General features: G+C 53.3%; 12 protein-coding genes. 8 read left to right on the forward strand and 4 right to left on the reverse strand.

What is annotated here, in order from left to right:
• Nucleotides 1–75 precede the first annotated feature (75 nt).
• The 6 genes from gshB to NSCA4_RS0100030 all read left to right on the forward strand — a co-directional run bounded on the left by gshB (nucleotide 76) and on the right by NSCA4_RS0100030 (nucleotide 6,361).
• On the forward strand, nucleotides 76–1,032 hold the full coding sequence (gshB, locus tag NSCA4_RS0100005) for a glutathione synthase (protein ID WP_016686253.1): 957 nt from the start codon (nucleotides 76–78) through the stop codon (nucleotides 1,030–1,032).
• A 129-nt stretch (nucleotides 1,033–1,161) separates the two neighbouring features.
• The gene (locus NSCA4_RS0100010) at nucleotides 1,162–1,554 is read left to right on the forward strand and encodes a diacylglycerol kinase (RefSeq protein ID WP_016686254.1); all 393 of its coding nucleotides are present in this window, start codon (nucleotides 1,162–1,164) and stop codon (nucleotides 1,552–1,554) included.
• A 193-nt stretch (nucleotides 1,555–1,747) separates the two neighbouring features.
• Entirely contained in the window at nucleotides 1,748–2,227 is a 480-nt protein-coding gene (locus tag NSCA4_RS0100015) for a copper chaperone PCu(A)C (protein ID WP_016686255.1), read from the forward strand.
• 201 nt (nucleotides 2,228–2,428) lie between these two features.
• Nucleotides 2,429–3,532 (forward strand): tRNA 2-thiouridine(34) synthase MnmA, encoded by a 1,104-nt coding sequence (gene mnmA / locus NSCA4_RS0100020; protein ID WP_016686256.1) that lies wholly within the window; start codon nucleotides 2,429–2,431, stop codon nucleotides 3,530–3,532.
• A 106-nt stretch (nucleotides 3,533–3,638) separates the two neighbouring features.
• Nucleotides 3,639–5,312, forward strand: coding sequence for an AMP-binding protein (locus NSCA4_RS0100025; RefSeq protein WP_016686257.1), 1,674 nt, complete (start codon nucleotides 3,639–3,641; stop codon nucleotides 5,310–5,312).
• A gap of 68 nt (nucleotides 5,313–5,380) precedes the next feature.
• Entirely contained in the window at nucleotides 5,381–6,361 is a 981-nt protein-coding gene (locus NSCA4_RS0100030; RefSeq protein WP_016686258.1) for a PhoH family protein, read from the forward strand.
• A gap of 154 nt (nucleotides 6,362–6,515) precedes the next feature.
• Here NSCA4_RS0100030 and NSCA4_RS0100035 read toward each other — a convergent pair whose 3' ends face one another.
• From NSCA4_RS0100035 to gmk, 3 genes are all read right to left on the reverse strand, one after another.
• On the reverse strand, nucleotides 6,516–8,672 hold the full coding sequence (locus NSCA4_RS0100035) for a RelA/SpoT family protein (protein ID WP_016686259.1): 2,157 nt from the start codon (nucleotides 8,670–8,672) through the stop codon (nucleotides 6,516–6,518).
• Between the two features lie 110 nt (nucleotides 8,673–8,782).
• On the reverse strand, nucleotides 8,783–8,989 hold the full coding sequence (gene rpoZ, locus NSCA4_RS0100040; protein WP_003740638.1) for a DNA-directed RNA polymerase subunit omega: 207 nt from the start codon (nucleotides 8,987–8,989) through the stop codon (nucleotides 8,783–8,785).
• A 59-nt stretch (nucleotides 8,990–9,048) separates the two neighbouring features.
• Nucleotides 9,049–9,666: a guanylate kinase gene (gmk, locus tag NSCA4_RS0100045; RefSeq protein ID WP_029609410.1), complete on the reverse strand. Its 618-nt coding sequence runs from the start codon at nucleotides 9,664–9,666 to the stop codon at nucleotides 9,049–9,051.
• Nucleotides 9,667–9,818: 152 nt separating this feature from the next.
• On the opposite strand from gmk, the gene NSCA4_RS0100050 reads away from it, so the two are divergent.
• Nucleotides 9,819–10,379 carry an adenine phosphoribosyltransferase gene (locus NSCA4_RS0100050; RefSeq protein ID WP_029609411.1) on the forward strand — a complete coding sequence of 187 codons (561 nt, stop codon included), beginning with the start codon at nucleotides 9,819–9,821 and terminating at the stop codon, nucleotides 10,377–10,379.
• Nucleotides 10,380–10,549: 170 nt separating this feature from the next.
• Complete coding sequence (locus tag NSCA4_RS0100055; protein WP_016686262.1) at nucleotides 10,550–12,397, forward strand: lytic transglycosylase domain-containing protein; 1,848 nt, start codon at nucleotides 10,550–10,552, stop codon at nucleotides 12,395–12,397.
• A gap of 104 nt (nucleotides 12,398–12,501) precedes the next feature.
• Here the strand turns inward: NSCA4_RS0100055 and NSCA4_RS0100060 are convergent.
• Nucleotides 12,502–12,945: IS3 family transposase (locus tag NSCA4_RS0100060; protein WP_016686263.1), on the reverse strand; the 444-nt coding region annotated here is incomplete at its 5' end.

The following is a 12,945-nucleotide window of genomic DNA, read 5'->3' on the forward strand; positions in this document are numbered from 1 at the left end:
GCCAAACCGCCTGCGCCCTTTCAGACGACCTCAATACAAGGTATGATTACGTCGTTTGTTTATAAGGAAGTTCCCATGAAAGTCCTGTTTATTGCCGATCCGATGGCAAGTTTCAAAACCTATAAAGACACCACCTACGCCATGATGCGCGAAATGGCAAAACGCGGCTGGCAGCTTTTCCATACTTTGAGCGGCGAATTGTCCGTACAGCAGGGACTGGTGACTGCTCAGGCTGCGCCGTTTGAATTTCTCGGCGCGAAAAACGATGATGACCATGAATGGTTTAAAGCGGCAGACAAAATTCAGACGACCTTGAAAGACTTCGATGCCGTCATTATGCGCACCGACCCGCCGTTCGATATGCAATATCTCTACGCCACCCAATTCCTGACGCTGGCGGAGCAGCAGGGCGCGAAGGTCTTTAACAGCGGACAGGCGATGCGCGACTTCAATGAAAAACTGGCGATTTTGAATTTCAGCCAGTTCACCGCACCTACGTTGGTCACGACCCGTTCCGCAGATGTCCGCGCATTTTTGAAAGAACACGGCGACATCATCATCAAACCGCTCGACGGCATGGGCGGGATGGGCATTTTCCGTCTGACCGAAAAAGATCCCAATATCGGCAGCATCCTCGAAATCCTGATGCAGCTTGATTCCCGCACTATCATGGCGCAACGCTACATCCCCGAAATCGTTCACGGCGACAAACGCATCCTGATTATCGGTGGCGAAGTCGTTCCCTATGCTTTGGCGCGTATTCCGCAAAACGGCGAAACACGCGGCAATCTGGCGGCAGGCGGACGCGGCGTGGCGCAGGAATTGAGCGAACGCGACCGAGAAATCGCCGAAACCCTCGCCCCTGAACTCAAACGCCGCGGCATTCTGCTTGCGGGTTTGGACGTCATTGGCAGCAATCTGACCGAAGTCAACGTGACCAGCCCGACCGGTTTCCAAGAAATCATGAAACAAAAAAACTTCGACGTTGCCGCGATGTTTGCCGACGCTGTCGAAGCTTGGTCTGAACAATAATTCCAAAAGGTCGTCTGAAACCCGAATCCGTTTTAGCGAAACTCGCTGCACTCGTTTTGGCGAAACTCGCTGCGCTCGTTTTCAGACGGCCTCTTTTTACAAATATAAATATTGATACAAACATTACTTATGAAACCATCTTCTTACGCTGCCGATAAAAAAGGCAAAAGCGGCATCAAACGCATCATCAACGCATTCGGCTATTCCAAAGACGGGCTTGCCGCCGCCTACCGCTATGAAAGCGCGTTCCGCCAAGTATTGTGGCTGAACCTGATTTTGATTGTCTTGACCTTCATCCTCAATTTCGACTCCGCGACCAAAATGCTGCTGATTATCGCGTCGTTTGTTTCGCTGATTACCGAATTGTTCAACACCGCCGTCGAAGCTGCCGTCGATCACACGTCCACTGAAAAACACGAGTTGGCAAAACGCGCCAAAGATGCCGGTTCCGCCGCGCAATTGCTCGCTTTGACGATGCTGGGTATCGTGTGGGCGATCGCATTGTGGCGCGGGTATATTTGAATTTACTTTAAGATGATTTATACTTACTAAGTATTAATTCTCATGAATTAATTTGAATCATTTTGTTTAATCTGAGTCAAAGCATTCAGACGACCATTGCATGTAGGATGAGAACAGTATTACCGACATGCAATGTCGCGCGGAAAGCTTTTGCCGCAACAAAACCACCCATTTCATCATAAAGGAGCAATACATGAAAAAATTATTGGCAACCCTGATCGCAGTAGGTTTGGTATCCACCGCTTCCGCAGCCGGTGTTCACGTTGAAGACGGTTGGGCGCGTTCTACTGTCGAAGGCATGAAAATGGGCGGCGCGTTCATGAAGATCCACAACGATGAAGCCAAACAAGACTTCTTGGTCGGCGGCAGCAGCCCGGTTGCCGACCGCGTTGAAGTGCATACCCATGTCAACGACAACGGCGTAATGCGCATGCGCGAAGTTAAAGGCGGCATCCCGCTGGAAGCAAAAGGCGTAACCGAACTGAAACCGGGCAGCTACCACGTTATGTTCATGGGTCTGAAAAAACCGCTGAAAGAAGGCGAAAAAGTACCTGTTACCCTGAAATTCAAAAATGCCAAACCTCAAACCGTACAACTGGAAGTGAAAACCGCACCGCAATCCGGCATGGATCACGGTCACGGTCATGACCACGGTGGCACGCATCAACACTAATCGTTCATAGTTTGAATTCAAAAGGTCGTCTGAATATTTTCAGACGATCTTTTTGTTATTTTGGTTGAGCAAATTCAATCATTTCTTGCGGTATGAAATTCATCCGAACGCCATTTCTCTTTTAGGGCCTTCCTTATCCCTTCATCAAAATGTGCTAAAATCCGCCTTTAAAAACTGCTGTTTCCTACCCATATCCCCTTCATGGACATTACTCAACAACCTTCAAACATCATCGTCGGGCTCTCCGGCGGTGTCGATTCCTCCGTAACCGCCGCCTTGCTCAAACAGCAGGGTTATCAAGTGCGCGGTGTGTTTATGCAAAACTGGGAGGACGACGACAATGACGAATATTGCAGCATCAAGCAAGACTCTTTCGATGCTATTGCCGTCGCCGACATCATCGGTATAGACATCGATATCGTCAATTTTGCCGCTCAATACAAAGACAACGTATTCGCTTATTTCCTCAAAGAATACAGCGCGGGGCGCACGCCGAATCCGGATGTGTTGTGCAACGCCGAAATCAAATTCAAATGCTTTTTGGACTATGCCATAGAGCAGGGCGCGGATACCATTGCCACCGGACACTATGCGCGCAAAGAAGTCCGAAACGGCGTGCATTACCTGCTCAAAGGTTTGGATCAAAACAAAGACCAAAGCTATTTCCTCTACCGCCTCAAGCCTTTCCAACTCGAGCGCGCGATTTTCCCGTTGGGCGATTTGGAAAAACCTGAAGTCCGCCGCCTTGCCGCCGAATTCAATTTGCCGACTGCCGCCAAAAAAGACAGTACCGGCATCTGCTTCATCGGCGAACGTCCGTTCCGCGAGTTCCTGCAAAAATACCTGCCGACCAACAACGGCAAAATGGTCACGCCTGAAGGCAAAATCGTCGGCGAACACGTCGGGCTGATGTTCTACACGCTTGGACAGCGCAAAGGATTGGGTATCGGCGGCGCGGGCGAACCGTGGTTTGTCGCCGCGAAGGATTTGACGAAAAACGAACTCATCGTCGTGCAAGGTCATGACCATCCGCTGCTCTATACCCGCAGCCTCGTCATGAACGATCTGAGTTTCACCCTGCCCGAACGCCCGAAAGAAGGGCGCTACACCTGCAAAACCCGCTACCGCATGGCGGACGCGCCCTGCGAATTGTGTTATCTCGATGATGACACAGTCGAGCTGGTGTTCGACGAACCGCAATGGGCGGTAACGCCCGGTCAATCCGCCGTGCTGTACGACGGTGATGTCTGCTTGGGCGGCGGCATTATCATGTCCACCGACAAGCCCGTCATTATTACTGCTTGATTAGAAAAGACAAAAGGTCGTCTGAAAACTACTGCGGCAGGTTTGCTCACGCCTTTTCAGACGACCTCAAGACAACCATAAAACCAACGAAACAAGACTGATTTATATGGAAAAACTCTGGCTCAACAGCTATGAACAAGGCGTCAATGCCGAAATCGACATCACGCAATACAGCTCCATCAGCGACGTATTCCGTCAAAGCGTTGAAAAATTTGCGCACCAACCCGCGTTTCAAAACATGGGCAAAACGCTCACTTACGCCGAAGTCGGCAAGCTGGCGGAAGATTTCGCCTCCTATCTGCAAAACGTCCTGAAGCTGCCGCGTGGCGAGCGCGTGGCGATTATGCTGCCCAACCTGCTGCAATACCCGATTGCGCTTTTCGGCATCCTGCAGGCGGGGCTGGTGGCGGTAAACACCAATCCGCTCTACACCCCGCGCGAGCTGGAGCATCAGTTGAAAGACAGCGGCGCGACCACCATAATTGTCTTGGAAAATTTTGCCAACACGCTGGAGCTGGTGCTGCCGCGTACGCAAATCAAACACGTCATCGTCGCCTCTGTCGGAGAAATGTTCGGTTTCTTCAAAGGCACGTTGATGAATTTCGTGCTGCGCAAAATCAAAAAAATGGTGCCCGAATACCGCATTTCCGGCGCTATCCCTTTTCAGACGACCCTGAAAGAGGGTGCGGCACATACCTTCCGCCCCGTTACCCTGACCCGCGAAGATACCGCGCTGTTGCAATACACGGGCGGCACAACCGGCGTGGCAAAAGGCGCAATCCTCAGCCACGGCAACATCTGCGCCAATATGCTTCAGGCGAAAGAATGGATTAAATTCCAACTGCGCGAAGGCAAAGAAACCGTCATCGCCGCGCTGCCGCTTTACCACATCTTCGCCCTGACGGTGAACCTGATGATTTTCGCCAATACCGGTTCCAAAATCATCCTGATTACCAACCCACGCGATATGAAAGGCTTTATCGGCGAGCTTAAAAAAGAAAGCATCAGCGTCTTCATCGGCGTGAACACCTTGTTTAACGGCATGGTCAACCAACCCGATTTTGCCACCGTCGATTTCTCCAACCTGCGCCTGACTTTGGGCGGCGGCATGGCGACTCAAAAAGCCGTCGCCGAAGAATGGAAAAAAATTACCGGCACGCCCATCGTTGAAGCCTACGGCTTGACCGAAGCCAGCCCGGGCGTGTGCTGCAACCCGCTCAATATCGAAGCATACAGCGGCGGCATCGGATTGCCCGTTCCCTCCACCGAAGTCGAATTGCGCGATGCGGATGGCAAAGAAGTTCCTATCGGACAGCCGGGCGAACTTTGGGTGCGTGGTCCGCAAGTGATGCAAGGCTACTGGAACCGTCCCGAAGAAACCGCGAAAACCATAGATTCGCGCGGCTTTTTGGAAACCGGCGACATCGCCGTCATGGATGAAAAAGGCTGGCTGAAACTGGTTGACCGCAAAAAAGACCTTATCGTCGTTTCCGGCTTCAACGTTTATCCGAACGAAATCGAAGAAGTCGTGTCGCACAACGATAAAGTCATGGAAGTCGCCTGTATCGGCGTGCCCAACGAAAAAACAGGCGAAGCACTCAAAGTCTTCGTCGTCAAAAAAGACCCGAGCCTGACCAAAGAAGAACTCATCGCATTCTGCCGCTCCGAGCTGACGGCTTATAAAGTGCCGAAAGACATCGAGTTCCGCGACGAGTTGCCCAAGTCCAACGTCGGCAAAATCCTGCGACGCGAACTTCGCGAACAAGCGCAAAACAAATAACACCGAAAGGTCGTCTGAAAAGCATCCCGCACCTTTCAGACGACCTTTAACCATCATGGAAACAAGACATGACCCATACCGTCCATCTTCAATTTGAAGACATCGACAACACCGTCCTCCAACGCCTCTGCGGCGCGCTCGACGGCAATCTTGAAGCCCTGGGCAAAGCCCTCGACATCCAAATCAGCCGCCGCTTCGAACATTTCACCTTCATGGGCGAACTCGCCCACGCCGGCCGCCGCGCCTTGTTCGCGCTTGCCGAAGCCGCCGAACAAGGCGATTTGGACGACAACGCCATCCGCCTTGCCGCCGTCGAAGCCAAAACCGCCGACGACAAACACGAAGAAAAACACCACGACCAACAATATTATTTCCGCACCAAACGCGGCAGCATAGGCGGGCGCACCCCGCGCCAAAACGGCTACATCCGCGCGCTGTTAAACCACGACGTCGTCTTCGGGCTGGGGCCCGCCGGTACGGGTAAAACCTATCTCGCCGTCGCCGCCGCCGTCGATGCCATGGAAAAACACCAAATCGAACGCATCGTCCTCGTCCGCCCCGCCGTCGAAGCAGGCGAAAAACTCGGCTTCCTGCCCGGTGATTTGGCGCAAAAAGTCGACCCCTACCTGCGTCCGCTCTACGACGCGCTCTACGATCTGATGGGCTTCGACCGCGTGACCAAACTGATGGAAAAAGGCTTGATCGAAATCGCCCCGCTCGCCTACATGCGCGGCCGCACGCTCAACGGCGCGTATGTGATTCTGGACGAAGCGCAAAACACCACGCCCGAGCAAATGAAAATGTTCCTGACCCGTATCGGCTTCGGCGCAAAAGCCGTCATTACCGGCGACATCAGCCAAATCGACCTCCCGCGCAACATCAAATCCGGCCTGAAAGATGCCCGCGAAAAACTGCGCGACGTGGAAGGGCTTTATTTCCACACCTTCACCAGCGAAGACGTCGTCCGTCATCCGCTAGTGCAGAAAATTGTGGAAGCGTATGAAGCGGCAGAAGAGCAAGCCGAAAGAAGCAGCGCCGCCGAACGGTAAACAAAGAGGCTAAAAAAGGTCGTCTGAAAACCGGAAACATGGTTTTCAGACGACCTTTGTAGCATTCGCGCATCCTGCCGATTTTGTTTTGATTTTAAGAAGACTTAAACCTTATCAGGCGGCAAAACGGTATCGGCTTTACCGCCCTTCTTCCCTAGCTTCGGACCACTTTGCGCACTTGGGGGATGGCGTGCAGGTTGTGAATGATTTGGTTGATTTGCGCCAAGTCCTTCACTTTGATGATGAACTTGAATTCGACAAACCCTTCCGTACCTGCCAGCGCTTTGTTGGGGGTTTCGACGGATTCGATGTCTGCGCCGGAGTTGGAAATGGCTTGCGCCATAAGGGCGAGCAGGCCGTGGGAGTCTTCGGACTGGATGCTGAGTCCGGTGCAGTAGGTGTGGCTGCCTATGCCTTCCCAGTTCGCGTCAAGCTGCTGTTCGGGGTCGGATTTGAGCAGGGTCGGACAGGTATCGCGGTGGATAATCATGCCTTTGTCTTTGACCAAAAGGGCGCGGACGGAATCGCCCGGGACGGGGTGGCAACATTCGGCAAAATGGATGCGGCCGGTTTCTTGGTCGTTGACTTTGATGGGGCTGAGTTTGACTTCGCTGCCGAAGTGCTGCCCTGCCAGTTCGGCGATGTGCATGGCGACGTACACGGGCAGGGTATGCCCCATGCCGACGTTGTAGAGGACTTCTTCAAACGAGGTTTGTTTGTCGTTGAGGTCGGCGAGGTATTTTTCTTTGAGGTCGTCTGAAAGCAATACGTCTTTGGGCAATAGGCTGGACAGGGCTTTTTGCAGGAGGTTTTCGCCGAGGACGATGGCGTCGTGGCGGTTGAGGTTTTTGACGTATTGGCGGATGGCGCTGCGCGCACGGCTGGAAACGGTGAAATTCAGCCATGCCGGATTGGGCTTGGCGTGTTCGGAAGTAATGATTTCGACGGAATCGCCGGTTTTGAGCTTGGTACGCAGGGGCATCATGGTGTTGTTGATGCGGGCGGCGACGGTTTTGTGTCCGATGTCGGTGTGGACGGCGTAGGCGAAGTCTATGGGCGTAGAGCCTTTGGGCAGCGTGAGGATTTTGCCTTTAGGCGTCAGGATATAGACTTCGTTGGGGAACAGGTCGACTTTGACGTGTTCGAGGAATTCGATGGCGTTCGCGCTGCTGGCTTGCAAATCGAGGATGTTTTTGAGCCATTGGTTGGTATGTAGGACGGCTTGATCGACGGTGTTTTCGCCGGATTTGTATATCCAGTGTCCGGCGATGCCGCCTTCGGCTACGGCGTCCATTTCACGCGTGCGGATTTGTACTTCAATGGGCAATCCGTAAGGACCGACCAAGGTCGTGTGCAGGCTTTGGTAGCCGTTGCTTTTGGGGATGGCGATGTAGTCTTTGAAACGTCCGGGTTTGGGCTGATAGAGATTGTGCAGCGCGCCTAGGGCGGCGTAACAGGCGGGAATGCTGTTGACGATGACGCGGAAGCCGTAAATGTCCATGACTTCGGCAAAGCGCAATTTTTTCGCTAACATTTTCTGATGGATGCTGTACAGGTTTTTTTCCCTGCCTTTGATTTTGGCTTCGATGTTCACGCCGACCAAACGCTGGCTGAAGGCACGCAAAACTTTGCCGACGATGTCGCGGCGGTTTTTGCGGCTGTTGTCCATCGCTTTTTTGAGGGTTTCGTAGCGGCTCGGGTGGAGGTTTTGAAACGATAAATCCTGAAGCTCTTGGTAAGCGTTGTTCAAACCTAGGCGGTTGGCGATTTGGGCGTAGATTTCGAGGGTTTCTTTGGCGATGCGGCGGCGTTTGTCGGGACGCATGGAGCCGAGCGTGCGCATATTGTGCAGGCGGTCGGCGAGTTTGACGACGATCACGCGCACGTCTTTGGTCATGGCGAGGATGAGCTTGCGGAAACTTTCCGCCTGATGCTCGGCGTGATCTTCAAATTTGAGTTTTTCAAGTTTGGAAAGCCCGTCCACCATCTCGGAGATGGTTTCGCCGAACTCTGCCGCCATTTCGATTTTGGATACGCCCGTGTCTTCGAGTACGTCGTGCATCACGCCCGCGCACAAGCCTTGAATGTCCATGTGCCACAACGCAAGTTGCGTGGCGACGGCAAGGGGGTGGGTAATGTAGGGTTCGCCGCTTTTACGGGTTTGCCCGTCATGGGCGTGAAAGGCGTAGGCGACGGCTTTTTCAAGCTCGGCCTGTTCGGATGGGCTGAGATAGGAGGCGGTGCGGAACAAGAGTTCGCGGGCTTCGGCAGTCAGCGCGTCGTAAGGGGCAGTGGGCTGGGGGGCGGGCATTTCAGACGGCCTTCGGTGTGTGTTTTGTTTTGAGCCGTCAGACTGTATCGGTCGGATGTGTCGCGCCGATACAATCCGCGCGGCGGTTGGGCAGATTTTGCCTGCCGGTATTATTTATTGCGGGTCAGCAGCTCGGTACCGATTTGACCGGCGGCGATTTCGCGCAGGGCGGTCACGGTCGGTTTGTTGTTGCGGATGTCGTCAACCATAGGGGCATTGCCGTTTTCAAGCTGGCGCGCGCGGCGGGCGGCGACGAGGGTCAGGTCGAAATGATTGGGGATTTTGCCTGTGCAGTCTTCAGTGGTGATACGGGCCATTTGTTTGCTTTCTTTCTATTAATTTGTGATGGAATGTAAATGCGTATTTTCGCTGTTTTTCAGGAATTTTCCAACAGGTTTGAGATAAATCCTTGTTGGGAAGATTTTTTCAGACGACCTGCTTTGATGATGTGAAGCAAATCGGCTTCCGCTCTGTCTAAATCATCGTTGACGACGATATAGTCAAACAGGACGGATTGTTCGATTTCGTGACGTGCTTTGGAGAGGCGGGTTTGGATAACTTCCTCGCTGTCGGTGCCGCGCCCGACAAGGCGTTCGGCAAGGACTTCGAACGAAGGCGGCAGGATGAAGATGCTGCTGGCTTCAGGCAGTGATTTGCGCACCTGCGCCGCACCTTGCACGTCGATTTCCAAAATCACATCGTAACCCTCTTCGCTAAGGGAATTGACCCCAGCGATGCTGGTTCCGTAATAATTGCCAAAAACGTTTGCGTGCTCGAGGAAGGCTTTTTGTTCAATTAAGGATTCAAATTCTTCTTTGGGAACAAAATGATAATGAACGCCGTGCTGCTCGCCTTCGCGCGGCTGGCGGGTGGTGTGCGATACGGAGACGCGCAAATCGCCGTTGTTTTTCAAAAGACGGGAAACCAGCGTGGTCTTGCCCGTACCGGAAGCGGCGGAGATGATGAAAATATTGCCTTTTTTATGGGGTTTCATGATGTTGGTACCGATGGGATTATCTGTTGATTGTAGCATACGGGGCGTGTAATTTCATGTTCAGACGACCTTTTAGCCCCGATGGATTTGGCAACCGGCAGTCTGACGGCTACAATATCGTGTTAAAAACTTTTCATTTGGGAACACGCAAAATGTTGGTTCATCCTGAGGCGATGGGCGTCGCTGCATTGGCGGACAAAATCCGCAAAATCGAAAATTGGCCGCAAAAAGGCATTTTATTTCACGACATTACACCGGTGCTGCAAAGTGCGGAATATTTCCGCCTTCTGGTGGACTTGCTGGTCTATCGCTATATGGGTCAGAAAATCGATGTCGTGGCAGGTTTGGACGCACGCGGCTTCATCATCGGCGCGGCGCTGGCATATCAGTTGAACGTCGGCTTCGTCCCCATCCGCAAAAAGGGCAAGCTGCCTTTTGATACCATCTCGCAAAGCTACGCGCTGGAGTACGGCGAAGCGACGGTCGAAATCCACAAAGATGCGGTCAAACCCTGCGCGCGCGTATTGCTGGTCGATGACTTGGTCGCAACCGGCGGCACCATGCTGGCGGGTGTGGAATTAATCCGCAAACTCGGCGGCGAAGTCGTTGAAGCGGCTGCGATTTTGGAGTTTACGGACTTAATCGGCGGCAGCAAAATCCGCGAAAACGGCGTCCCCCTGTTTACCCTGCTGCAAAACGAAGGCTGCATGTAAACTTTGCCCATGCCCAAAGGTCGTCTGAAACAGCCATCCTGCTTTTTCAGACGACTTTTTTGTTGCCCCTGATTGCGCGGTTAATGTAAATATCGGTTTCAGATTCGGATAATGCCGCCAAATCGTTTAAAATGCGGTTCTAATTGATTCTAATAAAGATACGGTACGTAATGAACGCACAACGCATATTTTCTCTCTCACTCAGCCTGATTGCCGCCGCGATTTTGTCGGCGTGCGCCTCCGAAAACAGTACATCTTCATCCAAAGAGCCTAATACTTCCCTGACCGAACCCGCTTCCATCCCCGCCCGCCGAGCCGAAGGCGAATCCAAAGTATTGTCCGATTACGGTCAATATCAAGGCGCGCTGGATGCTGCCAAGCGCGGCGACGATATGTGGGTACAACAATTCTTGGCGCAGGCAGGCGACAGCGCGATGGCTGAAAACGTCCGCAACGAATGGCTCAAAAGCCTCGGCGCGCGCGGACAATTGGATACGTTCCGCCAAGAAAACAAAAAGCTGAATGCGGCGGGTCGGGTGCAGGAAGTGCAATGTTATGCCGAACTGAGCAGCGGCAGCTACAACATGGCGGCAGAGCTTGTGCGCGTTACTAACAAGCTGCCTGCGGGCTGCACCCGCTTGGTTGAAAGCGCGGCATCCGCAGGTCGTCTGAACAGCAACGACGCATGGCGCCGCGTGCGCGGATTGTTGAGCAACAGCCAAACCAGCGACGCACGCAGCTTGGCAGCCGCATTGGGCAGCCCGTTTGAAGGCGGCTCGCAAGGTGCGCGCGAATACAGCCTTTTGAACGTCATCGGCAAAGACGCGCGCAAATCCTCTTCCGCAGCCTCTACCCTGTCAAGCATGGAATCCGGCTTGAGTCGCGAACAAAGCAGCTTCGCATGGGGCGTATTGGGACATCACCACGCGCAAAACCAAAACATGTCGACTGCGTTGAGCTACTACGGCCGCGTTTCTGACCGCAAACAACTGACCGACGAGCAATTCGAATGGTACGCCCGTGCCGCCCTGCGTCTGCAACGCTGGAACGAATTGTCCGGCATCATCCAACAAATGCCCGACAAGCTGCAAAAAGACCCGACTTGGCAATACTGGTTGGGTCGAAGCTACGCCGCACAAGGCAACCAAAGCCGCGCTAAAGACATGTACGAAAAAGCCGCCGCAAGCGGACGCAATTTCTACGCCGTCTTAGCAGGCGAAGAACTCGGCCGCCGCGTCAATACCAAAAACAACGTTTCCGACGCCGATAAAAAAGACGTCCGCCGCATGGCAGACGACGGTGCCATCAAACGCGCGCTGGTTCTGTTTAAAAACAGCCAAAGCAGCAACGATGCCAAAATGCGCCGTCAGGCACAGGCTGAATGGCGTTTTGCCACCCGCGATTTCAACGAGGACAATCTCCTGACCGCCGCGCAAGTCGCCTTTGAGAACCAGTTCTACGACATGGCAATCAACAGCGCCGACCGTACCGAGCGCAAACTCAACTACAACCTGCGCTACCTCTCTCCGTTTAAAGAGACCACCGTCCGTTACGCCTCACAAGCAGGCGTCGATCCTGCTTGGGTTTACGGCCTGATCCGCCAAGAAAGCCGCTTCGTCATGGGCGCGCAATCGAGCGTCGGCGCGCAAGGCCTGATGCAGGTTATGCCCGCCACCGCCCGCGAAATCGCCGGCAAAATCGGCATGAGCAGCAGCGAACTCTACACCATGGACGGCAACATCCGCATGGGTACTTGGTACATGGCAGACGCCAAACGCCGCCTGCAAAACAACGAAGTGATGGCAACCGCAGGCTACAACGCCGGTCCCGGCCGCGCACGCAACTGGCAGGCTTCTACGCCTCTGGAAGGCGCGATTTACGCCGAAACCATCCCCTTCACCGAAACCCGCGACTACGTCAAAAAAGTCATGACCAACGCGACCTACTACGCATCCTTGTTCAACGAGCCGCAAACCTCGCTGAAAAAGCGTATGGGAACCGTTCCGGGTCGTTATTGATTGACGCGGCTGCATACTATCGGATTGTTCGATAGGTGCGAAAGCTAAAAGGTCGTCTGAAACCTGAACTGGCCCCCAAATCTTGGACATTCATAAAAGCCTTTTCAGGCGCTCTGTGCAAGCCGGGTTCTGTATGCGACAGGACTCAGCTTTTTCAATTTCAAACTGCAACGCTCGCGGTTGTAGTAATCCATATAATCATCTATCTGTTTCATCAATTCGTCCACCGTCAATTCACCTGCGTTATAGAAACACTCCGTCTTCAACACCGCAAAGAAGCTTTCCATCGGCGCATTGTCCCAACAGTTCGCCTTTCGCGACATGCTTTGAACCATGGAATGCTCCGCAAGCAATTCCCTATATCCCGCCGTACGGTACAGCACGCCTTGGTCGGAATGCAGCATTGTTCCTTTATCAGTCAGACGGGGGGCGGCTTTTTCGAGCATTTCCTTCACCATTTCGCTGTTAGCATTGCGGCTCATGGCGTAGGCGACGATTTCTCGGTTGAACAAGTCCAAGATTGGCGAGAGGTATAGTTTGCCGTCGCT

Source organism: Neisseria sicca 4320, from assembly GCF_000193735.1.
In the GTDB taxonomy this organism is placed as follows: Bacteria; Pseudomonadota; Gammaproteobacteria; order Burkholderiales; family Neisseriaceae; genus Neisseria; species Neisseria sicca_E.

What these genes read in the sequence shown, in the direction of transcription:
- gshB (WP_016686253.1), top strand. Translation starts at nt 76, where the DNA reads ATGAAAGTCCTGTTTATTGCCGATCCGATGGCAAGTTTCAAAACCTAT.
- NSCA4_RS0100055 (WP_016686262.1), top strand. Translation starts at nt 10,550, where the DNA reads ATGAACGCACAACGCATATTTTCTCTCTCACTCAGCCTGATTGCCGCC.
- NSCA4_RS0100035 (WP_016686259.1), bottom strand. Translation starts at nt 8,672, where the DNA reads ATGCCCGCCCCCCAGCCCACTGCCCCTTACGACGCGCTGACTGCCGAA.
- NSCA4_RS0100025 (WP_016686257.1), top strand. Translation starts at nt 3,639, where the DNA reads ATGGAAAAACTCTGGCTCAACAGCTATGAACAAGGCGTCAATGCCGAA.
- mnmA (WP_016686256.1), top strand. Translation starts at nt 2,429, where the DNA reads ATGGACATTACTCAACAACCTTCAAACATCATCGTCGGGCTCTCCGGC.
- rpoZ (WP_003740638.1), bottom strand. Translation starts at nt 8,989, where the DNA reads ATGGCCCGTATCACCACTGAAGACTGCACAGGCAAAATCCCCAATCAT.
- NSCA4_RS0100015 (WP_016686255.1), top strand. Translation starts at nt 1,748, where the DNA reads ATGAAAAAATTATTGGCAACCCTGATCGCAGTAGGTTTGGTATCCACC.
- NSCA4_RS0100030 (WP_016686258.1), top strand. Translation starts at nt 5,381, where the DNA reads ATGACCCATACCGTCCATCTTCAATTTGAAGACATCGACAACACCGTC.
- gmk (WP_029609410.1), bottom strand. Translation starts at nt 9,666, where the DNA reads ATGAAACCCCATAAAAAAGGCAATATTTTCATCATCTCCGCCGCTTCC.
- NSCA4_RS0100050 (WP_029609411.1), top strand. Translation starts at nt 9,819, where the DNA reads ATGTTGGTTCATCCTGAGGCGATGGGCGTCGCTGCATTGGCGGACAAA.
- NSCA4_RS0100010 (WP_016686254.1), top strand. Translation starts at nt 1,162, where the DNA reads ATGAAACCATCTTCTTACGCTGCCGATAAAAAAGGCAAAAGCGGCATC.